Raw genomic sequence first — 21,913 nt, forward strand, 5'->3', positions numbered from 1 at the left:
GAGGACGCGCACATGTCTGATCTGCCGCGCAAGGCCGTCGTCCGGACCGCCAAGCTCGCCGCCCTCCCCCTGGGCTTCGCCGGCCGCACCGCGCTCGGACTCGGCAAGCGCATCGGCGGGCGGCCGGCCGAGATGATCGCCACGGAGCTCCAGCAGCGCACGGCCGAGCAGCTCTTCGCGACGCTGGGCCAGCTCAAGGGCGGGGCGATGAAGTTCGGACAGGCGCTGTCCGTCTTCGAGTCGGCGCTGCCGGAGGAGATCGCCGGGCCGTACCGCGCCGCGCTGACCAAGTTGCAGGAGGCGGCGCCGCCACTGCCCTCCGCCACCGTCCACTCTGTACTCGCCCAGCGGCTGGGCGAGGACTGGCGGGAGCTGTTCGCGGAGTTCGATGACAAGCCGTCGGCTGCGGCGTCGATCGGGCAGGTGCACCGGGCGGTGTGGCACGACGGCCGCGAGGTCGCGGTGAAGGTGCAGTACCCGGGTGCGGGCGAGGCGCTGCTCTCCGACCTCGCCCAACTGGGCCGCTTCGCACGTCTGCTGGGCCCACTCATCCCCGGGATGGACGTCAAGCCGCTGATCACCGAGCTGCGCGACCGGGTCTCGGAGGAGCTGGACTACGGCCTGGAGGCGGCGGCTCAGCGCACGTACGCCGCGGAGTTCGCCGACGATCCGGACGTCGTGGTGCCGGCCGTCGTCCACCAGGGCGACGAGGTACTGGTCACGGAGTGGATGGACGGGGTGCCGCTCTCCGAGGTGATCTCGGACGGCAGCCCGGAGGAGCGGGACCGCGCCGGACAGCTGCTGGCCCGCTTCCTCTTCTCCGGCACCGCGCGTACGGGCCTGCTGCACGCCGACCCTCACCCGGGAAACTTCCGCCTGCTGACCGGGCATGCCCCCGACGGTCCGCCGGAGGAATGGCGGCTGGGCGTACTGGACTTCGGTACGGTCGACCGGCTGCCGGACGGGCTGCCGCCCACGATCGGCACATCGCTGCGGATGACGCTGGACGGCCAGGCGGACGCGGTCTACGAGCTGCTGTGCGAGGAGGGCTTCATCAAGGACTCCATCGACCTGGAGCCGGACGCGGTGCTGGACTACCTCCTGCCGATCATCGAGCCGGCGCAGGCCGAGGAGTTCACCTTCACCCGCGGCTGGATGCGCACCCAGGCGACCCGGATCGCGGACCCCCGCTCGCCCGCCCATCAGCTGGGCAAACAGCTGAACCTGCCGCCGGCGTATCTCCTGATACACCGCGTGACGCTGAGCACGATCGGCGTCCTGTGCCAGCTGGGTGCGACGGTCTGCCTCCGCGACGAACTCACCACGTGGCTACCGGGCTTCGTCCAGCCCACCCCCACCACCGATCCCGCCCCGATCCCCACCCAAGCCCCACGGGACGCCACAACCGCAGAGGAAGACGCCGAGGAGGAGGCAGAGGAAACCTCCGCCTGAGATCCGGTCCCACACCGCCTGCGCCGCTGCCCCGTTCACGCCACCCTCGGGAAGGGACTCCGCTTCCCCCCTTTAAATCGGCGGTCACCACCAAGCGGAGTCCAGGCGGGATTCGATGGCGCGGAGGTGGGTGCGGGCGCAGGTTTCGCAGAAGTAGCGGCGGGCGCCGTTCTCGATGGAACAGGTCCAGGTCACGGGCGTGCCGTCGGCTACCGCGCCGCACCGGTCACACACCGCGCCCTCGCCGTTCCCGGCGGGCCCGCCGGTCGGGGCGGACCAGTCGGTCCGGTCGGTTTCGTCGGTCAACTCCGCCCGTTCATGCGTCTCATGGTCCACTGCCCGACGATATCCCCGCCGAGGCCGGCAATACGTGCACAACGCACCAGTAAGGCTGTGCGTGTCGGAGCACGACTCCGGCATCCGGCGCACGGCCCTGCGGCACCGGCGCACGGTTCACTCGCCGGGTGCACGTTCCATCACAACGGCGCACGACCCGATCGAAATAGCGCAACGCGCGATCCGGTTCGAACGTCGCCACACGCGATCCGATCCGACCGTCGCGCGCGATGCCCCTTCCCTCCCCCACACAGCTTCCCTCCCCCACACAGCGCATAGCGCGCCGCACTGCCCAGGACGGGCGTGGGGCGCGCTACGGGTGGGGTGGGCAGGCGACGCGGGCGGATGCCCCCGGCGTTACTGCATGACGGCCATGGCCAGGGCGCGGCGGGCGCGGAGGGAGACGCGTTCGGCGCGGCGCTGCATGCGCCGGGCCGCGGCGAGCCGGAGCGCTCTGCGTTCGGTCTCGGCCTCGCTCAGGCGCTGTTGGATATGGGCCCTCGCCAGGGCTTCTGGGATGAGTTGCATTTCACGGGTCCTGTTCTGACGGCGCTCGTTCGCGCCGGAGTTCGCGGGGGCGGGAGTCTCGGTGAGAGAGGGGTTCATCGCGGGGTCCTGCTTCTGGGGGTCCCGGGTGGCGGGACGGTCGATCGTTCCTGTGCCGGTGGTGTTCATGCCGCGACCGGGTTCTTGCGCGGACGGCCACGCGGGCGCTTCCGGGGGACGACGACGCCCTGGACGAAGAGCTCACCGCCCCAGACACCCCAAGGCTCGCGGCGGTCCTTGGCACCGGCCAGGCAGGCCTCGCGCACGGGGCAGGTCTGACACAGCGACTTGGCGTACTCGACGTCGGCCGGCGACTCGGCGAAGAAGACCTCCGGGTCGTAGGTGCGGCACGGGACGGCGGCGCCGAGGCGGTCGATCTCGTCGTCGAGCTCGGTGAGGGGCAGCAAGGGGTTCTCCTGGAGGTCGGGCGGGGGAATCAGGTCGGTGGCGACGGACGGGGTGTGCGTCTGGAGTTGCACGGTGGTGTGTTCCTCGTCTGTTCGGCCCGGCTGGTGGCTGGGCTGTCGTGTGGCGCCTCCGCCGGCTGCGGAGGGGCAAACAAAAGGGCCGCGGATCCCGGTGTGGGTTCCGCGGCCCTGGAAGGTGCCGACCTGATCTCGCCGATCAGGCTGGATCACTCCAGGGTTCGAGCCCGCGGAAGGCCCACATGCTGTTCTGCTGCGTGAGGTACTGAGTCGTGGCGTACTGAGTCCGGGATTCGGCACCATTGGCCGCGGCAAAGGCAAAGGCGTGCGCGTTTGCCGCTGCTGCTACCTCAGGTGCCTTGGTCGGTCGCTCGCTGCGCTCGCGAATCGGAAGAATCGCGAGGGACGCGGGACGCACTGCCGCGACGCCGGACGGACGGACGGAACCGGACAGGCCGGCTCCGGACAGACCGGCTCCGGACAGACCGGCTCCGGACAGACCGGTGCCATGGAGCGAAGAGCCGAGCGGGCAGGTGGCGACGACCGAGAGATCGGTCATTTTCTGGGTCTCGATGAAGCTGATCACTGGTCTCGCCTCCTTTCGGCGTCTTCGGGGACCGATGCGAACCGGTCCGGGTTGTTCAGTACAGCACGAATCCAACGGTTCTCGGAAGGCCCGTTGTCTCCGTGCTTCCGAAGGCTATGGGGATGCGCTCCGCGCGCGCAAACTATTTTTCCGACGACTTTTGCGCGTCGCAGAAACCGTTCCCCGGAAGCCCTCATTCCGTAGCGTCCTCGTCACCTCCGGCCTGGTCCGTCGCGGGTTCTCCACCCGGGAGTTCCTCTCCCGCGCACAGGGCCAGGACGTCGGCGCCGAATCTGCCGAGCTTGCGCCTTACTACTCCAGGGATGCTCGCCAGCTCCTGCTCGGTTCCCGGAACGGCCTCGGCTATCGCCATGAGTGTCTTGTCGGTGAAGACGCAGAATGCCGGCTGCCCCAGCGCGGCTGCCTGCGCCTCGCGCCACTCCCGCAGCCGCTCGTACAGCCCCTCGTCGAGGTCGGAGGGGCAGTCCTCGCAGCGCATCAGCTTCATCTCGCCGCCGTCGGTGAGTACCCGGCCGCACACCCGGCAGCGGATCGGCCCGCGGCGCTTGCGGCGCACCGCGTCCCGCTCCTCGCCCGGACCGGCCGCTCCCCCGCCGCCGATACCGCGCTCGATGCCGCCGCCCCCGCCGGGCGAGCGGTGTCCCGCGCCCCCGGAGCCCGGTCGCAGCCCTTTCAGGAACCGGCTGGGACTCCGGTGGGCCCGGCCGCCGGGAGACCGCGAGAGGGCCCACGAGAGGCTGAGGTGGCGCCGGGCGCGCGTGATGCCGACGTACAGCAGTCGGCGCTCCTCCTCCAGCTGCTCGTCCGTCTTGGCGTACGTGATCGGCAGCATGCCGTCGGTCAGGCCGACCAGGAAGACCGCGTCCCACTCCAGGCCCTTGGCGGCGTGCAGCGAGGCGAGCGTCACACCGTCGACGGTCGGGGCGTGCTGTGCGTTCGCCCGCTCGTCGAGCTCGGCGACCAGGTCGGCGAGGGTCGCCCCGGAGCGGGCCCGCGCGAAGTCCTCGGCGAGCCGGACCAGCGCCGCCAGCGACTCCCAGCGGTCCCGCACGGCGCCGGAGCCGGCCGGCGGCCGGTCGCCCCAGCCCATCTCGCTGAGCACGGCCCGGACCTCGGAGGGCAGGTCCATGGCGTCGTCCAGCAGGGCGTCGTTCCCTCCGAAGCGGGCCGCGGCGCGCAGCTTGTGTCCGGCCTCACGGACCTCCGGACGCTCGAAGAACCGCTCGGCCCCGCGGAGCTGGTAAGGCACGCCCGCGTCGGCCAGCGCCTGTTCGTACACCTCGGACTGGGCGTTGATACGGAACAGGACGGCTATCTCACCCGCGGGCACGCCCGAGGCGATGAGGTCCCGGATCCGGCGCGCCGTGCCCTCCGCCTCGGCGGGCTCGTCGCCGTACTCGGTGTGCACCGGCTCCGGGCCCGCCTCGCGCTGGGAGATCAGCTCCAGGCGGTGCTCGGCGGCGCGGCCGCGGGCCTGGGCGAGGAGGCCGTTGGCGAGATGGACGATCTGGGGGCTGGAGCGATAGTCGCGGACCAGCTTCACGACGGTCGCGCCGGGGTGGCGGGTGCGGAAGTTCAGCAGGTGATCGGGGGTGGCGCCGGTGAAGCTGTAGATCGTCTGGCTGGCGTCGCCGACCACGCAGAGGCTGTCGCGGTCGCCGAGCCACAGCTCCAGGAGGCGCTGCTGGAGGGGGCTGACGTCCTGGTACTCGTCGACGACGAAGTGCTGGTACTGGGCGCGGACCTGCTCGGCGATGTCCGGGCGCTCCTGCAGCACGCCGACCGTGAGCAGCAGCACGTCCTCGAAGTCGATGACGCCGCGGTCCCGCTTGAGGTCCTCGTACGTGCGGTAGATCTGGGCGATCTCCGCGGGGTCGCGAGGGGCTTCGCGGGTCGTCTTGGCGACGGCGGCGGGATAGTCGGCGGGCACGGTCTGGGTGACCTTGGACCACTCGATCTCGCTCGTGACGTCGCGCAGCTCCGTGCGGTCCAGCCGGATGCCGGAGCGGGTCCCGGCCTCGGCGACCAGCTGGACCTTGCGGTCCAGCAGCCGGGGGACCTCGCCGCCGACGGCCTTGGGCCAGAAGTACTGGAGCTGGCGCAGCGCGGCGGAGTGGAACGTACGGGCCTGGACGCCGCCGGCGCCGAGCTGGCGCAGCCGGCCGCGCATCTCGCCCGCCGCGCGGTTGGTGAACGTGACGGCCAGGACGGTGTTCGGCTGGAGGATGCCCGCGCGGACGCCGTAGGCGATGCGGTGGGTGATCGCGCGGGTCTTGCCCGTGCCCGCACCGGCCAGCACGCAGACGGGGCCGTGCAGCGCGGTGGCGACCTCGCGCTGCTCGGGGTCGAGCCCTTCCAGCACCGCGTCGGCGTCCGCCGGGGCGGCGGGGAAGTTCGTCGCCTGCGGTGCCTGCGGGAAGAGGGTGGGATCCGTTGCTGCTGTCACCCCGCCATGCTGCCAGGTCCACGGCGGCGGCCGGGAATGTTGTCCACAGCCGGGCCCTGCGGTCATATGAATACGCGCGTCCCGTAGACGGCCGGGAATGGCCGGGGGTGGTGGCGCGTTAAACCTTCCGGCCGTGGCAGTCGCCGCGGCCGCCAGCAGCACAGCTGACCACAGCGCACAGCTGACCAGCACGAAGGAGTACGGGACTCATGGCGGGCACTGTCACGATGTACAGCACCACGTGGTGCGGTTACTGCCGTCGGCTCAAGAGCCAGATGGACCGCGAGGGCATCGCGTACACCGAGGTCAACATCGAGCAGGACCCGGAGTCGGCGAAGCTCGTGGAGCAGGTGAACGGCGGTAACCAGCTGGTTCCGACGGTCGTCGTGATCCCCGAAAACGGCGGTGAGCAGCACGCGATGGGCAATCCCCCGCTGAAGTGGATCAAGGAGAAGCTCGGCGTCTGAGGCCCACGGCCGGATGCGCGGAGGGCCGGAACCCCAAGGGTTCCGGCCCTTACGCATGCCCCTTAAGGCTTCGGCAGCGGCTTGCCGTACCAGAGCTCGATCAGGCGGGCCGCGATGGAGATGCCGTACGGCGGCAGCACCTCGCCCGATTCGAACGCCTCGCGCAGGTCCTCACGGGAGAACCAGCGGGCCTCCTCGATCTCCTCGCCGTCCACCTGGATCTCGGGCGAGGTGGCGCGGGCCATGAAGCCGAGCATCAGGCTGGAGGGGAAGGGCCAGGGCTGGCTGGCGACGTACTCGACGTCCCCGACGACCACGCCGGCCTCTTCGAAGACCTCACGCCGCACCGACTGCTCGATGGACTCGCCGGGCTCGACGAAACCGGCGAGCGTGGAGAACCGGCCTTCGGGCCAGTGCACCTGGCGGCCGAGCAGCGCGCGGTCCTCCTCGTCGGTGACGAGCATGATCACGGCCGGGTCGGTACGCGGGTAGTGCTCGGCACCGCAGGCCGGGCAGCGGCGGATGTGGCCGGCGGCCGCGATGACCGTGCGCTCGCCGCAGCGCGAGCAGAAGCGGTGCAGCCGCTGCCAGTTCTCCAGAGCGACGGCGTGCACAAGAAGGCCGGCGTCGCGCTCGGACAGCAGCAGGCCCGCTTCCCGCAGCCCCGCGGGGCGTGCGGACTGGTCCATGCGCCCCGGCAGCGAGTCCTTCTGCAGTGCGAAGTACCGGACGCCGTCCTCGTCCTGGCCGAGGTAGTAACGGTGGGTCTCGGTCATCGGCGCCTCGAAGGAGGGCGTCATGACCAGTTCCGTACGGCCGTCGGGGGTGTCGTCCACCAGGGCCTGACCGCCGGAGACCACGAAGACGCGCGTCGTCGGGTGGCTCCACGCCGCGGCGAGCCATGCCTCGTCGAGTCGGTGATGCGCGCTGCGGTCGATGCCGCTGTCGGCGCTGAAGGTGATGGGCCGGGGTGCGTCGTGATCGATCCGGGTGGTCACTGGTGTTTCCAACTCCCCCTATGCGAGAGGTGCGGGCTGCGTACGGATGTGCGGCGGCGCTACGAGGCGCCGCGGTGGGCGGATCACGCCGGCCGCCAGGTCGCCCCACAGGTACGCCGTGGTCTCGACGCCCTTCATGAGCAGGTCCAGCTCGACCTTCTCGTTGGGCGCGTGCCAGCCGTCGGACGGGACGGAGATGCCGAGGAAGAGCACGGGGGCGCCGAGCGCGTCCTGGAGGTCGGCGGCGGGTCCGGAGCCGCCCTCCCGGGTGAAGCGGATCTGCTGCCCGAAGGCGCGGCCCATCGCGCGGGCGACCGACTGCAGGGCGGGGTGGTCCAGCGGGGTCAGGCAGGGCCGGGTGGCGCCCCAGAAGGTGATGTCGTGCCGGATGCCGGCGGGCAGCCGCTCGGCCACCCAGGCGCGCACGGCCTTCTGGACGGCGTCCGCGTCCTGGCCGGCGACCAGCCGGAAGGAGAGCTTCAGCTGGGCGCCGGACGGCACGATGGTCTTGCCGCCGGGGCCCTGGTAGCCGCCGCCGATGCCGTTGACCTCGGCGGTGGGGCGGGCCCAGATGCGCTCCAGTACCGAGTAGCCCGTCTCGCCGAGGGCCGCGTGCGAGTGCGCCGTGCGCAGCCACGCGTCCTCGTCGAAGGGCAGCTCGGCGAAGAGCTCCCGCTCGCGCTCCGTGAGCTCGATCACGCCGTCGTAGAAGCCGGGGATCGCGACCCTGCGGTCCTCGTCGTGCAGCGCCGCGGCCAGCCGGGCCGCCTCGGTGGCCGGGTTCGGCACGGCGCCGCCGAAGGAACCGGAGTGGATGTCCTGGTCGGGGCCGTACAGGTCGATCTGGCAGTCGGTGAGGCCGCGCATGCCCGTGCACACCGTCGGGGTGTCCTTCGCCCACATGCCGGTGTCGGAGACGATCACCGCGTCGCACGCGAGGCGGTGCGCGTGCTTCGTGATCAGCGCGGGGAAGTTCGGCGAGCCGGACTCCTCCTCACCCTCGATGAGCAGCTTGAGGTTGACGGCCGGGGCGGTGCGGCCGGTCGCTTCGAGGTGCGCGCGCACCCCGAGGGTGTGGAAGAACACCTGGCCCTTGTCGTCGGCGGCGCCGCGCGCGTACAGCTTGCCGTCGGCGGTGTGCGGCTCGAAGGGCTCCGTGTGCCAGCCGTCCTCACGGGCGGCGGGCTGCACATCGTGGTGGCCGTAGACCAGCACGGTCGGGGCCTCCGGGTCGCCGGACGGCCACTCGGCGAACACCGCGGGCAGGCCCTCGGTCTCCCAGATCTCGGCGGTCGGGAAGCCGGTCTCGGTGAGCTTCGCAGCGAGCCATTCGGCGCTGCGGCGTACATCGGGGGCGTGGCCGGGGTCGGCCGACACGGAGGGGATGCGCAGCCAGGCGCCGAGGTCGTCGAGAAAGGCGTCACGTCGGCTGCTGATGTACGTGCGGACAGCGCTGTCCGGGGTGCTGCTCATACCCCTGAGCCTATCGGCCCGCGTGGGTCGTACGGTCGCCGGTCTCACCCCCGTGACCTGCCGAGTACACCCGGTCGCCGTCGTACGCCTCCGCCGCGCCCTCCGGGTCCTCGCCGAGCAGGATGCGCTCCAGCTCGCGGCGGCCGGGGAGCCGGGCGGGGCGGACGACCTCGCCGCTGCGTACGTACACGAAGGCGGCGCGCACGGCGGACAGCGGGACGCCGCGCTGCTCGGCCCACCCGAGGCGGTACAGGGCCAGCTGGAGCGGGTCGGCGTCCTGGCCGCGGCCGGTCTTCCAGTCGACGATCTCGTAGGTGGGGCCGGTGTAGCCGTCCGCCGCCTCGGGATCGGGGTCCTGGCGGTACACCGCGTCGATGCGGCCGCGGATGAGCCGGCCCGCGAGGGTGAGCTGGACCGGCGCCTCCACTCGGTACGGAGTGCGCTGCGCATACGGGGTGCGCGCGAATGCCTCCTTCAGTACGGCGAGGTCCCGCTCGTCGGCGATGCCGTCCTCGTCCGGCTCGTCATCGCCCGCGCCGGGCAGCTCCTCGGGGCCGAGCATGGGCAGCGTCAGCTCCTCGAAGCGGGACTCGACCCAGGCGTGGAAGCGGGTGCCGCGGCGCGCGGCGGGCTGCGGGGGGCGCGGCATCGGGCGGGCCAGCTCGCGCGCGAAGCCGTCCGGGTCGGCGGCCAGCCGCATCATCTGCGAAGCGCTGAGCGAGGACGGCAGCGGCACGTCCTGGACGCGCGCCCTGGACCTGCGCAGCTCGCCCGCCAGCGCGTCGAGGTCCCGGTCCCAGGAGGCGATCGCCCGGCGCTCCTCCGGGGTGAGCGTGACCGCGGCGTCGGCCGCGTCGCCGTCCCGGGCTGCGGGGACGGTGGGGGCGGCGCCATCGGAGTACTCGGGAGAGCCCGGATGCGCGGGGTCGGGAGCGGGCGCGGGGATCTCGGCCTCGGGCGCACCGGCGTCGACAGGGGCGGCCGCTTCGAGGTGCCGCAGGCCCTCCAGTACCGCTTCCGCCGCCCCTCGGCGCCGCCTCATCGCCTCCGGGTCCAGCGGGAGCGGCCACTCCCCCGTGCCGTCGTCGGCCGCGGCCACGAGGGCCGGGTTCTCCGCGTCCTCCTCGGGGGGCTCGGCCCACTCCTCGATCTCGCCGTGGCCCGCCTCGCAGTGCGCGCGCAGCGCCTCCAAGAAGGCCGACGGGCCGCGCGGCTTCTTCTGGTCGGGGCCCCACCAGTGGCCGGAGCCGAGCAGCAGGGAGCGCGGGCGGGTGAACGTGACGTACCCGAGGCGCAGCTCCTCGGTGGACTGGTGGTCCTTCATCGCCTCCTTGAACGCCTTCATGCCGCGGCTGTCCCACTGCTGCACATCGGGCAGCGTGTCGGCGTCGCCCCGGAGGCCGTGCGGCAGCACCTTGGCCTGGTTGGTCCAGGACTCGCGGGCCCGGCTGCTGGGGAACTGCTTGTCGACCAGCCCGGGGACCGCGACCACGTCCCACTCCAGGCCCTTGGACTTGTGCGCGGTCAGGACCTTGACGGTGTTCTCCCCGCCCGGGAGGGAGCTGTCCAGGCCCTTTTCGTGCCGCACGGCCGTGCGGAGGAAGCCGAGGAAGGCCAGCAGCGTGGCCTCGCCGTCCAGGGCCGCGAAGCCGGCGGCGATGTCGAGGAACGAGCCCAGGGTCTCCCGGCGGCGGGCGGCCAGGGCGTGCGGGGAGGCGGACAGCTCGACATCGAGCCCCGTGGTGGCCAGGACACGGTGCAGGACGTCCATCAGGGGGTCGCCGAGGGAGCGGCGCAGGTCGCGCAGCTCGGCGGCGAGGTGGGCGAAGCGGACCCTGGCGTCGGCCGAGAAGGGCAGCCCGGCTCCCGGCCCGTCGCCCTCGGGAGCGGCGCCGTCCGTCCCGAGGAACGTGTCCAGCGCGTCGGCGAGGGAGATCACCTCGGCCGGGTCGGTGCCCTCGACGGCCTCGGCGAGGCGCCGCTCGGGGTCGTCGGAGGGCCCGTCGTGGTGCACGAGCGTACGGGCGAGGCGGCCCAGCAGGGCGAGGTCGCGCGGGCCGATGCGCCACCGGGGGCCGATCAACAGCCGTACGAGGGCGGCGTTGGCGGTGGGGTCCTGCAGCACCTCGCAGACGGCGACCAGATCGGCCACCTCGGGGAGGTGCAGCAGCCCGGAGAGGCCGACGACCTCCACCGGGATATCGCGGGCGACCAGCTCGCCCTGGATACGCGCGAAATCGCCGGCCGTGCGGCACAGGACGGCGATCTCGCCGGGCGGCGTGCCCGTACGGACGAGGTGCGCAAGGGAGTCGGCGAGCCAGCGCATCTCGTCGGCGTGGGTGGGCAGCAGGGCGCAGCGCACGACGCCGTCGCGCTCCGCACCCGGGGCCGGGCGCAGCGCCTCGACGCCTTCGTGGCGCTCGCGCAGCGGGGCCGCCAGGCCGTTGGCGAGGTCCAGGAGGCGGCCGCCGCTGCGGCGGTTCTCGCTGAGCGCGAAGCGGCTCGCCGGGCTGCCGTCGGCGAACGGGAAGTGCCGGGGGAAGTCGTCGAGGTTGGCCACGGAGGCGCCGCGCCAGCCGTAGATGGCCTGGCAGGGGTCGCCGACGGCGGTGACGGCGTGGCCTGTGCCCCCGCCGAAGAGACCGGAGAGCAGCAGGCGCTGGGCGACCGAGGTGTCCTGGTACTCGTCCAGGAGGACGACGGCGAACTCCTCGCGCAGCAGGCGGCCCACTTCGGGGCGCGTGGTCGCCAGCGTGGCGGAGAGGGCGATCTGGTCGCCGAAGTCGAGGAGGTCGCGGCGGCGCTTCTCGCTGCGGTACGCGCCGACCAGTTCGAGCAGCTCCAGGCGGCCGCGCACCGCCTCGGGGACCTGGCGCAGCTCGGCGTTGCTGAGCTTGGCGGCGTCCAGCTCGGCCAGCAGCCGGGTGTCGTGCGCGCGCAGCTCCTCGGGGGCGACGAGGTGCTCGGCGAGCTCGCCATCGAGGGCGAGAAGGTCCTCGACGAGGGTGGGCAGCGACGTGGTGAGCGCGGGATACGGGCCCGGCGCCGCGCGCAGCACCCTGGCGGCGAGCTGGAAGCGGGTGGCGTCGGCGAGCAGCCGGGCGCTGGGCTCGACACCGATGCGCAGTCCGTGGTCCTTCAGGAGCTGCCCGGCGAAGGCGTGGTACGTGGAGATGCGCGGCTCTCCGGGGGCGTCGTCGGCGCCGCCCCGGCCGGCCGGCAGCGGATCCGGGTCGGTCACGCCGGCCGCGAGCAGGGCCGTGCGGACCCGCTCGGCCAGCTCGCCCGCCGCCTTGTTCGTGAACGTCAGGCCGAGGACCTGCTCTGGCGCCACCTGCCCCGTGCCCACCAGCCACACCACCCGGGCGGCCATGACCGTCGTCTTGCCGGAGCCGGCGCCGGCCACGATGACCTGCGGGGCGGGCGGCGCCGTGATGCAGGCCGTCTGCTCCGGGGTGAACGGGATGCCCAGCAGCTCTTTGAGCTGCTCGGGGTCGGTGATGCGTGCGGACACGTCCGAGACGGTAACGGGCGGCACTGACAACGGAGGAAAGCGGCCGGTCAGAGCCTGTAGGGCACTCGGGTGGCGCGGATCGTCACTCCACGACGTGCTGTCCCTCGGGGCGCGCCGAGCAGGAGCTCTTGAAGGCGCAATGGGCGCAGTGCTTGCCGGTCGAGGGGACGAAGCGCTCCTCCAGGACCCGCCCGGCGGCGGTGGCCAGCAGGTCGCCGACCCAGTCGCCGTCCAGCGGCTGCTGGGCCTGCACCACGGGGAGCGCGTCGCCGCCGTCCTTCTTGGGCGCGCCCTGACGCAGGTGTACGAGCTCGGCGCCGCCGGCTCCCGGGGTGCGCCCCTCGAAGACCTCGTCGACCGCGCCCTCGCGCACCGCGAGCTGGTACACGGCGAGCTGCGGGTGCCGGGCCACCTCGGGCCCGGTCGGCTTGCTCTTGCCGGTCTTGAAGTCCACGACGTACGCACGGCCGTCCGCGTCGGCCTCGACGCGGTCCATGCTGCCGCGGATGCGGACCGCGTACTCGCCCGCCGCACCGGCCTTCAGCGTCACGTCGAAGCCGTGCTCGGTGGCGACCGTGGTGCGGCCGAGCGTCTCGCGCTCCATCACGTGCCAGCGCAGGAAGCGCTCCAGGGCGGCGCGTGCGCTGTCCTTCTCCTGGCGCGACTTCCACGGCGCATCGAAGGCGAGCGCGTCCCATACGGAGTCCAGCCGCTCCATCAGGACGGCGAGGTCGGCGGGCGTGCGTCCGGAGGCGACCTCGTCGGCCAGGACGTGGACCACGTTGCCGAAGCCCTGCGCGGCGGTCGCGGGCGCGTCCGCCCTGACCTCCCGGCCCAGGAACCACTGGAGCGCGCAGGCATTCGCGAGCTGGTCGAGCGCGCTGCCCGAGAGCGCCACAGGGGTGTCGCGGTCGCGCAGCGGTACGGAGCTGTGCGTCGGCTCGTAGAGGCCCCACCAGCGGTACGGATGCGCGGCGGGCACCAGGGGGCGGCCCTCGTCGTCCCGGAGCGCGGCCAGTCTGGCGAGCCGCTCGGTGGCGGCGGCACGCAGCGCTTCCGAGGCGTCGGGGTCGACGGTCGTGGCGCGCAGCTCGGCGACGAGCGCGGCCACCGAGAGCGGGCGCCGCGGGCGCCCGGTGACGTCCACCGGGTCGACGCCGAGCTCGGTGAGGAAGCGGGAGGGCTGGTCGCCGTCGTCGGCCGCGGCCTTCACGGCGGTGACGACCAGGCGCTCGCGGGCGCGGGTCGCCGCCACGTAGAACAGCCGGCGTTCCTCGGCGAGCAGTGCGCCCGGGGTGAGCGGTTCGGCGAGGCCGTCGCGGCCGATCCGGTCGGCCTCCAGGAGGGAGCCGCGGCGGCGCAGGTCGGGCCAGAGCCCTTCCTGTACGCCGGCGATCACCACGAGTCGCCACTCCAGGCCCTTCGCACGGTGCGCCGTCATCAGGCGGACCGCGTCGGGCCGTACCGTGCGGCGGGTCAGTGTGTCCGCCGCGATGTCCTGGTTGTCCAGCTCCTCCAGGAAGTTCAGGGCGCCGCGGCCGCCGGTGCGCTCCTCGGCGCGGGCCGCGGTCTCGAACAGCGCGACGACGGCGTCCAGGTCGCGGTCGGCGTTGCGGCCCGCCGCGCCGCCGCGCCGGGCGGTCCGCTCCAGCCGGCCCGGCCACGGGGTGCCGTCCCACAGCTCCCACAGCGCCTGTTCGGCGGTGCCGCCGCCGGCGAGCAGTTCGCGCGCCTTGCGCAGCAGCAGGCCGAGCCGCTGGGCGCCCCGTGCGTACGCCGGGTCGTGCGCCACGAGGCGCTCCGGCTCGTCCAGCGCCTCGGCGATGAGCACGTCCGAGGGGCGCGGCACGGTCCGCCCGGCGGCCCGTTCCTCCTCCCGGAGCGCGCGCCCGAGCCGCCGCAGGTCGGCGGCGTCCATCCCGCCGAGCGGGGACGTCAGCAGCTCCATGGCCACCTCGGGCGCGATGCGGGTGGCCTCCGCGGGCGCTGTGACGGCGCCGTCCGGCTCCCCCTCCAGCGCCTCCACAGCCCCGTCCGGCACCCCGGCGGCCCCCTCGCCGCCCGCGGGCTCCGCCGACCGCTCCTCGCCGCTCTCCGGCGCCTCCAGCGGCTCCGGCGACTCCTCGGCCCCCTCCGGCCCCGGCGCGTCCGTCGCCGCCACCCGCAGGGCCAGCAGCAGCGGCGCGACCGCGGGCTCGTGGCGCAGCGGGAGGTCGTCGCCGTCGATGTCCAGGGGGACGCCGGCGGAGGTGAGCGCACGGCGTACGGACGGGATCGAACGGCCGCCGGCACGCACGAGGACGGCCATGTCCTGCCACGGGACGCCGTCCTCCAGGTGCGCCCGGCGCAGGATGTCGGCGATGTTGTCCAGCTCGGCGCCTGCCGTGGGGTACGTGTACACCTCGGCCCGCCCGCCGTCCCGTACGGGCGTCGGCTCGCGGTGCTCCCGGACCTGCCGGGCGGGCAGCCGGTTGAGCGGCATCCGGCGGGTGAGCAGCCGGGTGGCCGCGACCAGCGCGGCCCCGGAGCGCCGGGCGGTGCGCAGCACCTGTACGGGCGCCGGCGCGCCGTCCGCGCGCCGGAAGGTCTCCGGGAAGTCGAGGATGCCGTTGACGTCGGCGCCGCGGAAAGCGTAGATCGACTGGTCCGGGTCGCCGAAGGCGATCAGGGTGCGGCCGCCGCGGCCCTCTTCGGGGCGCGCGGGCCCCCGGTTCCCGGCCAGCGCGTGCAACAGCCTGACCTGCGCGGCGTCGGTGTCCTGGTACTCGTCGACGAACACCGCGTCGTAGCGGCGTGCCAGCTCGGCCGCCACCTCGGGGCCCTCGGCGAGCAGCACCGCGCGGTGCACCAGCTCGGCGTAGTCCAGCACCCCCTGGGCGTCCAGGACGTCGAGGTACTCGGCGAGGAAGCCGGCGGCCGCGCCCCAGTCGGGCCGTCCCGTGCGGCGCGCGAAGTCGCCCAGCGCGTCCGGGCCGAGCCCCAGCTCCCGGCTGCGCGCGAGCACGGCCCGCACCTCGTCGGCGAAGCCGCGAGTGGTCAGGCACGCCCGCAGCTCGTCCGGCCAGCCGACCGGCGCGCGGTGGTCGCGGGCCAGCTCGGCCTGGCCGGCCAGCAGTTCGCGGACCACGAGGTCCTGCTCGGGGCCGGACAACAGGCGCAGCGGGTCGGCGAAGAGGTCGGCGTCCTGATGGGCGCGGACCAGCGCGTAACAGAAGGAGTGGAAGGTGGTGGCCTGCGGGCTGCCCGCCCGGCGCACGGGCTCGTGCACCGGCGCCCCGTCAACACCACGCGCCACCTCTCCCTGGTCGGCCTCCCCGTCCGCCTCGGGCCCCGCCTCGTGGCTCAGCCGTGCCGCCATCCGGTCGCGCAGCTCCACGGCGGCCTTGCGGCTGAAGGTGAGGACGAGGATGCGCTCGGGGTCGGTGCCCTGCCGCACGCGCCGGGTGACCGCCTCGACGAGCGTCGTGGTCTTGCCCGTACCGGGACCGGCGAGCACGAGCAGCGGGCCGTCCTCGTGGTCAACCACACCGCGCTGACGTGCGTCCATGGCAGGAAGGCGCACCGCGTCCGGCCGGGTGCGCACCAGCCGGTACGCGCCGGGGGCATCCCGCCGCGCCGGCTGCGGGTGCGGCCGGGCCTGCGGAATCGCCGAGGAGGAGGAACTCACGTGGATCGCCTGTGCCGGGGTCTGAGGTGCGGTTGCGGTGGTACTGGGGGCCTGGTGTGCGGATGCGGTGGAGACGGGGAGCCGGTGGATGATGCCGGACGTTCCGTCTGCGGTGATGCTGGTGTGACGAGGTAAGGCTGTCGATGCGTGTGGTGTGGGAGTGCGGGATGGTTCGGGTGTTGATGTCCGCCGTGGGGGCTGCGCCCGACGCTACGCCAGGCGGCGCACGAGCCGCAGCGCGTCTCGGAACGACGTACCGGAAGCCGACTGTCCCCTCAGCCGTCCGTGGCCCGTTCCGGCCCCTCACGGCCGTCCCAGCGCGCCCGCCGCATGTCCACGCGCGGCATCTCCCGCTCCCCGCGCGCGCCCTCCGTACGCCGCGCCTCGCGCAGCGGGGTGCCCTCGGCGCGGTACTGCTGCAGCGCGTGCCGCTCCTTGCCGGGCAGGAACACGCCGTCCGCGCGCACCACGCGCCACCACGGCACGGCGCCGCCGTAAAGCGACATCACCCGGCCCACCTGACGCGGGCCGCCCTCGCCCACGTACTCGGCGATGTCTCCGTACGTCATCACGCGGCCCGGCGGAATCCGCTCGGCCACCCCGAGCACGAGGTCGGCGTACTCCGGGAGCTCGTCGTCAGGGGCGTCACTCCCGCGCTCTTCGGTCCCACTCATTCGCCCCATCCTGCCGCATGCCACCGACAGCGCCCCACGTTCCCCGCCACGGCGGTGGCGTCGCGTGCGCGCGGGGCTGCCGCGGCGTACGCTGCGCATCCCGCGCCCCCGAAATGCACCCTGATGCCCCCCTCCGCACCGGGGCCGTGCCACCATCTTCCGGGCGGTGACTGGTGATACGAGATCAAGAAGAGAAGGCCGAACAGGCTCAGGGCGCGGCGCCTCCGGAGGAGGCGGGCGCCCCTGAGGCGACGGCCGGATCCGACCACACCACCGACCACCACCGCTCCACGGACACCGACGGCAAGACCACGAGGAAGCCGGAGCAGCCGGACCAGCCGGAGAGAGAACCGGGACAGCCGCTACAACGGGGAAGGGCTTCCACCACCGACATGGCGAGTACCACCGAGCAGGCCGGGCGGACCGACGCACCCGAAGGGGCGGGCGCAGCCGCCGGCCGCACCCCGAAGGACGAGCGTCCGCCACCGGGTGCGTCGCGCGACGACGCCCCGGGGCAGGACGCCGACAGACCCGGTGCCGACCGGCCGCGCCTCGTGAAGGCGTCCCGTACGGACCGCGCCGAGCGCCCCACCGAAGACGTCGGCAGCGAGTTCCACGTGGACCACGTCTCCGGAGACGAGCCGCTGCTGCCCGCACGCGTGCACCGCCCCTTCGACCTGATGCGCTTCCTGCTCGGAGTGGTGGGGATCGGGCTGGTCCTGGCGCTGGCGACATTCGCGCACGGCACCACGCAGGGCTTGGAGAACGACATCGGCAAGGGCGCGGGACAGGCGCCCCAGCTGCTGATCACCTTCGCCGGGCTGACCGCGAGCATCGCCGTACTGATCGTTCCGGTCGCCTTCGCGATCGAACGGCTGATCAAACGGGACGGGCTGCGGATCGCGGACGGCGTGCTCGCGGCCGTGCTCGCCCACGGGGTGTCGCTCGCGACGGACCTGTGGGTGGCCGAGGCCGCGCCGCAGTCGATCCGGGACGCGCTCACCCAGCCGCTCGCCAATGGGGCGATCACCGCCCCCGTGCACAGCTACCTGGCGCCGGTCATCGCCTACATGACGGCCGTCGGCATGTCCCGTAGGCCGCGCTGGCGCGTGGCCATGTGGTGCGTGCTGCTCCTGGACGCCTTCGCGGTGCTGGTCGGCCGGTACACCACGCCGTTCGCCATCGTCACCACCGTGCTGATCGGGTACACGGTCGCCTTCGGCACTCTGTACGCGGTCGGCTCCCCGAATGTGCGGCCCACCGGCCAGAACCTCCTCGCGGGCCTGCGCCGGGTCGGCTTCCGGCCGGTCAGCGCGCTGCGCGCGGAGGACACCGCGTACCCGGAGCACTCCGACCGCGGCCGCCGGTACATCGTCACCCTGGAGGACGGCCCGCCCATCGACGTCACCGTCGTGGACCGCGAGCAGCAGGCGCAGGGCTTCTTCTACCGCGTGTGGCGGCGGCTGTCGCTGCGCGGCATCAACCAGCGCCGCAGCCTGCAGTCGCTGCGCCAGGCGCTGGAGCAGGAGGCGCTGCTGGCGTACGCGGCGATCGCGGCCGGCGCGAACGCGCCCAAGCTGATCGCCACCTCCGAGCTGGGCCCGGACGCGGTGATGCTCGTGTACGAGCACGTCGGGGGCCGCACCCTGGACGCGCTCGCGGACGACGAGATCACCGACGAGCTGATGCACAACGCCTGGCAGCAGGTCGACGCGCTGCAGTCGCGGCGCATCTCGCATCGGCGGCTGGTCGGTGACGCGCTCCTGGTGGATCGTTCCGGCACGGTCGTCCTCACGGATCTGCGCGGCGGCGAGATCGCCTCCGGTGACGTGGTGCTGCGGATGGACGTCGCGCAGCTGCTGACCACACTCGGCCTGCGCGTCGGCGCCGAGCGCAGCGTGCAGGCGGCGGTGGAGGTGCTCGGCCCGGACGCGGTGGCGGACAGCCTGCCGCTGCTCCAGCCGATCGCCCTCAGCCGGACCACCAGGGCGACGCTGCGCCATCTGGCGAGGGAACGGGCCAAGCGGGAGCGCGAGGCCGTGCTGGCGGCCTCCAGGGCCGCCAAAACGGCGAAGGCGGCGGAGGGCCGCACCGACCGCAAGACGCTGCGGGCCGAGAAGAACGCCGAGAAGCGGGCGCTGGAGGAGGCGATGGAGGAGGCGCGCGAGGAGGACCTGCTCACCCAGATCCGCCGCCAGGTGCTGCTGATCCGCCCGACCGCGCCGGTGGAGCCGGCCAAGCTGGAGCGGATCAGCCCGCGCACGCTGGTCAGCTGGATCGCGGGCGCGTTCGCCGCGTACTTCCTGCTCTCGCAGCTCACGCACGTGAAGTTCGACCAGGTGATCGGGGAGGCGAACTGGGGCTGGGTGGCGGCCGCGCTGTTCTTCTCCGCGCTGACCTACATCGCGGCGGCGCTCAGCCTGCTCGGCTTCGTCCCCGAGAAGGTCGCGTTCGTACGGACGGTGATCGCGCAGGTCGCGGGCAACTTCGTGAAGCTGGTCGCGCCGGCCGCGGTCGGTGGTGTGGCGCTCAACGCCCGCTTCCTGCAGCGGGCCGGCATCCGGCCCGGCCTTGCAGTGGCGAGCGTCGGCGCGTCCCAGTTGTTCGGCCTCGGCAGCCACATCCTGTTGCTGCTGACCTTCGGCTATCTGACCGGTACGGAACGCACGCCCTCGCTCTCGCCCTCCCGTACGGTCATCGCGGGCCTGCTCACGGCGGCGGTGCTGGCCCTGGTGGTCACGGCGATCCCGGCGCTGCGGAAGTTCGTGGTGACGCGGGTGCGGTCGCTGTTCGCGGGCGTCGTGCCGCGCATGCTGGACGTGCTGCAGCGGCCGAAGAAGCTGGTCGCGGGCATCGGCGGGATGCTGCTGCTGACCGCGGCGAACGTGATGTGCCTCGACGCCTCGATCCGCGCCTTCGGGGGCGGCGACCAGATCTCGTACGCGAGCATCGCGGTCGTCTTCCTCGCGGGCAACGCCCTGGGCTCCGCGGCCCCCACGCCGGGCGGCGTCGGCGCCGTCGAGCTGGCCCTGACCGGTCTGCTCACCGCGGCGGGGCTGGGCAGTGACACGGCCCTGTCGGCGGTGCTGCTGTTCCGGCTGATGACGTTCTGGCTGCCGGTCCTGCCGGGCTGGCTGTCGTTCACGTTCCTGACGCGCAAGGGGGCGCTGTAAGGCGAGCGCACAGGGGCGCTGCGATGACAGCGCACGGAGTGCTGTGACGTGAGCGTACGAGGGGGCAGCGCGCGCCGCCCCCCTCGTACGCCGCGGACCGCACGCCCCCGTACGCGCGGTCAGTCGTCCCAGAAGGGCCGCGCCCGGGCCGCGGCCGCCGCGATCTCCGCGCCGTCCAGCGGCGTGAACGTGAGCCCCACATCCAGCAGCGGCCATTCCACTGCCAGTTCGAAGAGCTGCGGCGGGGGCAGTGGCCAGAGCCAGAGCGCGTACTCGCTGTCGATGTTCTCGCCGGAGCTGCCGCCGCCCTCCTCGTTCAGGGTCAGCACCGGCAGTTCCGGGCGCGGCCCGGGCCACTCGTCCCCGTCGTCACGCTCGTCGACGGTGGTGACCACGCAGCCGTCCGCGAAGCGCACACCGAAGCGCAGCAGCCCGTCCGGATGCCGGCCCTCCGCGGCCGCCGCCTCCGCCGCCGCCAGCTGCCACGGATCGTCGTCGTAGCCCCACACGCCGCGGGAGACCCGCGCCCAGTCCTCGCGGCTCATACCGGGACGGCGCCGGGCGCGCATCCGCAGCCGGATCTCCACGCCGTCCTCGTAGGCCACGGCCTGGGTCGCGACGATCGCCAGGTGGTCATTGCGGGCCAGCACCCGCTCCAGGGGCACAATGCCGCCGATGACGTCCTCGGGCGCGCTCTCCCAGGGCACCCGCGCGAACTCCGGCTCGTCGCCGGACTCTTCGTCCCTCGGCCGGGGCGGCGGAAAGAAGTCCATACGGGAACGGTACGGCCGTGCCGTCCGGCGGCGGTACCGGTTTTACCGCGTCCTCCCGGGCCTGCGTCCAACATGCGGAAGGCCCGTCCGCATCGCGGACGGGCCTTCCTGCAAACGCGCGGACGGTCAGTAGACCGGCTTCTCCGGCTCGATCTGGTTGACCCAGCCGATGACGCCGCCGCCGACGTGCACCGCGTCCGAGAAGCCCGCGGACTTCAGGACCGCGAGGACCTCGGCGGAGCGGACACCCGTCTTGCAGTGCAGGACGATCTTCTTGTCCTGCGGCAGGTCCTGGAGGGCGTTGCCCATCAGGAACTCGTTCTTCGGGATCAGCTTGGCGCCGGGGATCGAGACGATCTCGTACTCGTTCGGCTCGCGGACGTCGATGATCTCGATCTTCTCGTCGCCGTCGATCATCTCCTTGAGCTGCTTCGGAGTGATCGTCGCGCCCATCGCCGCTTCCTGGGCCTCGTCCGACACGACGCCGCAGAAGGCCTCGTAGTCGATGAGCTCGGTGACGGTGGCGTTGGGGCCGCAGACCGCGCAGTTCGGGTCCTTGCGGACCTTGACCTGGCGGTACGTCATCTCCAGCGCGTCGTAGATCATCAGGCGGCCGACCAGCGGGTCACCGATGCCGGCGAGCAGCTTGATGGCCTCGTTGACCTGGATGGAGCCGATCGAGGCGCACAGCACACCGAGGACGCCGCCCTCGGCGCAGGAGGGCACCATGCCGGGCGGCGGGGGCTCCGGGTACAGGCAGCGGTAGCAGGGGCCGTGCTCGGACCAGAACACCGACGCCTGGCCGTCGAAGCGGTAGATCGAACCCCAGACGTACGGCTTGTTCAGCAGCACGCAGGCGTCGTTGACCAGGTAACGGGTGGCGAAGTTGTCCGTACCGTCGACGATCAGGTCGTACTCGGCGAAGAGCTCCATGACGTTGGAGGAGTCGAGGCGCTCTTTGTGCAGGTTGACCGTGGTGTACGGGTTGATGCCGAGGACGGTGTCCTTCGCGGACTCGGCCTTGGAGCGGCCGATGTCCGCCTGACTGTGGATGATCTGGCGCTGCAGGTTCGACTCGTCGACCTCGTCGAACTCCACGATGCCGAGCGTGCCCACGCCCGCCGCGGCCAGGTACATCAGCGCGGGCGAGCCCAGGCCACCGGCGCCGACACACAGCACCTTGGCGTTCTTCAGCCGCTTCTGCCCGTCCATCCCGACATCCGGGATGATCAGGTGGCGGGAGTACCTGCGGACCTCATCGACGGTGAGCTCCGAAGCGGGCTCGACCAGGGGTGGCAGCGACACGGGGACTCCGTTGGTCGGTAATTCATTACGTTGGTTCTCCCCGTAACACTGCCACGC

General features: G+C 72.9%; 15 protein-coding genes. 3 read left to right on the forward strand and 12 right to left on the reverse strand.

What is annotated here, in order from left to right; genetic code table 11:
- The first annotated feature begins 12 nt into the window (after nt 1–12).
- A complete protein-coding gene (locus AB0I82_RS17840; protein ID WP_363258175.1) occupies nt 13–1,452 on the forward strand; it encodes an AarF/ABC1/UbiB kinase family protein in 1,440 nt (479 codons plus the stop codon).
- A gap of 84 nt (nt 1,453–1,536) precedes the next feature.
- On the opposite strand, the gene AB0I82_RS17845 is transcribed toward AB0I82_RS17840, so the two are convergent.
- The 5 genes from AB0I82_RS17845 to AB0I82_RS17865 form a co-directional block, all read right to left on the reverse strand.
- Nucleotides 1,537–1,788 carry a hypothetical protein gene (locus AB0I82_RS17845; protein WP_363258176.1) on the reverse strand — a complete coding sequence of 84 codons (252 nt, stop codon included), beginning with the start codon at nt 1,786–1,788 and terminating at the stop codon, nt 1,537–1,539.
- A gap of 357 nt (nt 1,789–2,145) precedes the next feature.
- A complete protein-coding gene (locus AB0I82_RS17850) occupies nt 2,146–2,463 on the reverse strand; it encodes a hypothetical protein (protein WP_363258177.1) in 318 nt (105 codons plus the stop codon).
- Nucleotides 2,460–2,813, reverse strand: a complete 354-nt coding sequence (locus tag AB0I82_RS17855) for a WhiB family transcriptional regulator (protein ID WP_030264188.1) — start codon at nt 2,811–2,813, stop codon at nt 2,460–2,462. The genes AB0I82_RS17850 and AB0I82_RS17855 overlap by 4 nt, the downstream gene beginning before the upstream one ends.
- Nucleotides 2,814–2,958: 145 nt before the next feature.
- Nucleotides 2,959–3,345: a hypothetical protein gene (locus AB0I82_RS17860; protein WP_363258178.1), complete on the reverse strand. Its 387-nt coding sequence runs from the start codon at nt 3,343–3,345 to the stop codon at nt 2,959–2,961.
- 193 nt (nt 3,346–3,538) lie between these two features.
- The gene (locus AB0I82_RS17865; RefSeq protein ID WP_363258179.1) at nt 3,539–5,878 is read right to left on the reverse strand and encodes an ATP-dependent DNA helicase UvrD2; all 2,340 of its coding nucleotides are present in this window, start codon (nt 5,876–5,878) and stop codon (nt 3,539–3,541) included.
- 143 nt (nt 5,879–6,021) lie between these two features.
- On the opposite strand from AB0I82_RS17865, the gene AB0I82_RS17870 reads away from it, so the two are divergent.
- The gene (locus AB0I82_RS17870) at nt 6,022–6,279 is read left to right on the forward strand and encodes a glutaredoxin domain-containing protein (RefSeq protein ID WP_363258180.1); all 258 of its coding nucleotides are present in this window, start codon (nt 6,022–6,024) and stop codon (nt 6,277–6,279) included.
- 62 nt (nt 6,280–6,341) lie between these two features.
- Here the strand turns inward: AB0I82_RS17870 and nudC are convergent, their stop codons facing one another.
- From nudC to AB0I82_RS17895, 5 genes are all read right to left on the reverse strand, one after another.
- Nucleotides 6,342–7,277, reverse strand: a complete 936-nt coding sequence (nudC, locus tag AB0I82_RS17875; RefSeq protein WP_363258181.1) for an NAD(+) diphosphatase — start codon at nt 7,275–7,277, stop codon at nt 6,342–6,344.
- 18 nt (nt 7,278–7,295) lie between these two features.
- Nucleotides 7,296–8,750, reverse strand: coding sequence for a dipeptidase (locus tag AB0I82_RS17880; RefSeq protein WP_363258182.1), 1,455 nt, complete (start codon nt 8,748–8,750; stop codon nt 7,296–7,298).
- Between the two features lie 10 nt (nt 8,751–8,760).
- Nucleotides 8,761–12,264 (reverse strand): ATP-dependent DNA helicase, encoded by a 3,504-nt coding sequence (locus AB0I82_RS17885; protein ID WP_363258183.1) that lies wholly within the window; start codon nt 12,262–12,264, stop codon nt 8,761–8,763.
- An 82-nt stretch (nt 12,265–12,346) separates the two neighbouring features.
- On the reverse strand, nt 12,347–15,811 hold the full coding sequence (locus tag AB0I82_RS17890; protein WP_363258414.1) for an ATP-dependent DNA helicase: 3,465 nt from the start codon (nt 15,809–15,811) through the stop codon (nt 12,347–12,349).
- 395 nt (nt 15,812–16,206) lie between these two features.
- A complete protein-coding gene (locus AB0I82_RS17895) occupies nt 16,207–16,614 on the reverse strand; it encodes an MGMT family protein (protein ID WP_363258184.1) in 408 nt (135 codons plus the stop codon).
- A gap of 383 nt (nt 16,615–16,997) precedes the next feature.
- Here AB0I82_RS17895 and AB0I82_RS17900 point away from each other — a divergent pair, with 383 nt between their 5' ends.
- Nucleotides 16,998–19,778, forward strand: coding sequence for a lysylphosphatidylglycerol synthase transmembrane domain-containing protein (locus tag AB0I82_RS17900; protein WP_363258415.1), 2,781 nt, complete (start codon nt 16,998–17,000; stop codon nt 19,776–19,778).
- A gap of 119 nt (nt 19,779–19,897) precedes the next feature.
- On the opposite strand, the gene AB0I82_RS17905 is transcribed toward AB0I82_RS17900, so the two are convergent.
- Both AB0I82_RS17905 and moeZ read right to left on the reverse strand, forming a co-directional pair.
- Entirely contained in the window at nt 19,898–20,551 is a 654-nt protein-coding gene (locus AB0I82_RS17905) for a hypothetical protein (protein WP_363258185.1), read from the reverse strand.
- Between the two features lie 126 nt (nt 20,552–20,677).
- Nucleotides 20,678–21,856, reverse strand: coding sequence for an adenylyltransferase/sulfurtransferase MoeZ (gene moeZ / locus AB0I82_RS17910; protein WP_363258186.1), 1,179 nt, complete (start codon nt 21,854–21,856; stop codon nt 20,678–20,680).
- Between the last annotated feature and the right edge of the window lie 57 nt (nt 21,857–21,913).

The organism is Streptomyces sp. NPDC050315 (assembly GCF_040655775.1).
Classification (GTDB): domain Bacteria; phylum Actinomycetota; class Actinomycetes; order Streptomycetales; family Streptomycetaceae; genus Streptomyces.

Excerpts from the sequence above, each read along its gene's own strand:
- AB0I82_RS17900 (WP_363258415.1), top strand. The coding sequence starts at position 16,998 with ATGGCGAGTACCACCGAGCAGGCCGGGCGGACCGACGCACCCGAAGGG.
- AB0I82_RS17865 (WP_363258179.1), bottom strand. The coding sequence starts at position 5,878 with ATGACCGCAGGGCCCGGCTGTGGACAACATTCCCGGCCGCCGCCGTGG.
- AB0I82_RS17905 (WP_363258185.1), bottom strand. The coding sequence starts at position 20,551 with ATGGACTTCTTTCCGCCGCCCCGGCCGAGGGACGAAGAGTCCGGCGAC.
- AB0I82_RS17890 (WP_363258414.1), bottom strand. The coding sequence starts at position 15,811 with ATGGACGCACGTCAGCGCGGTGTGGTTGACCACGAGGACGGCCCGCTG.
- AB0I82_RS17895 (WP_363258184.1), bottom strand. The coding sequence starts at position 16,614 with ATGGGGCGAATGAGTGGGACCGAAGAGCGCGGGAGTGACGCCCCTGAC.
- AB0I82_RS17880 (WP_363258182.1), bottom strand. The coding sequence starts at position 8,750 with ATGAGCAGCACCCCGGACAGCGCTGTCCGCACGTACATCAGCAGCCGA.
- AB0I82_RS17850 (WP_363258177.1), bottom strand. The coding sequence starts at position 2,463 with ATGAACACCACCGGCACAGGAACGATCGACCGTCCCGCCACCCGGGAC.
- AB0I82_RS17870 (WP_363258180.1), top strand. The coding sequence starts at position 6,022 with ATGGCGGGCACTGTCACGATGTACAGCACCACGTGGTGCGGTTACTGC.
- AB0I82_RS17840 (WP_363258175.1), top strand. The coding sequence starts at position 13 with ATGTCTGATCTGCCGCGCAAGGCCGTCGTCCGGACCGCCAAGCTCGCC.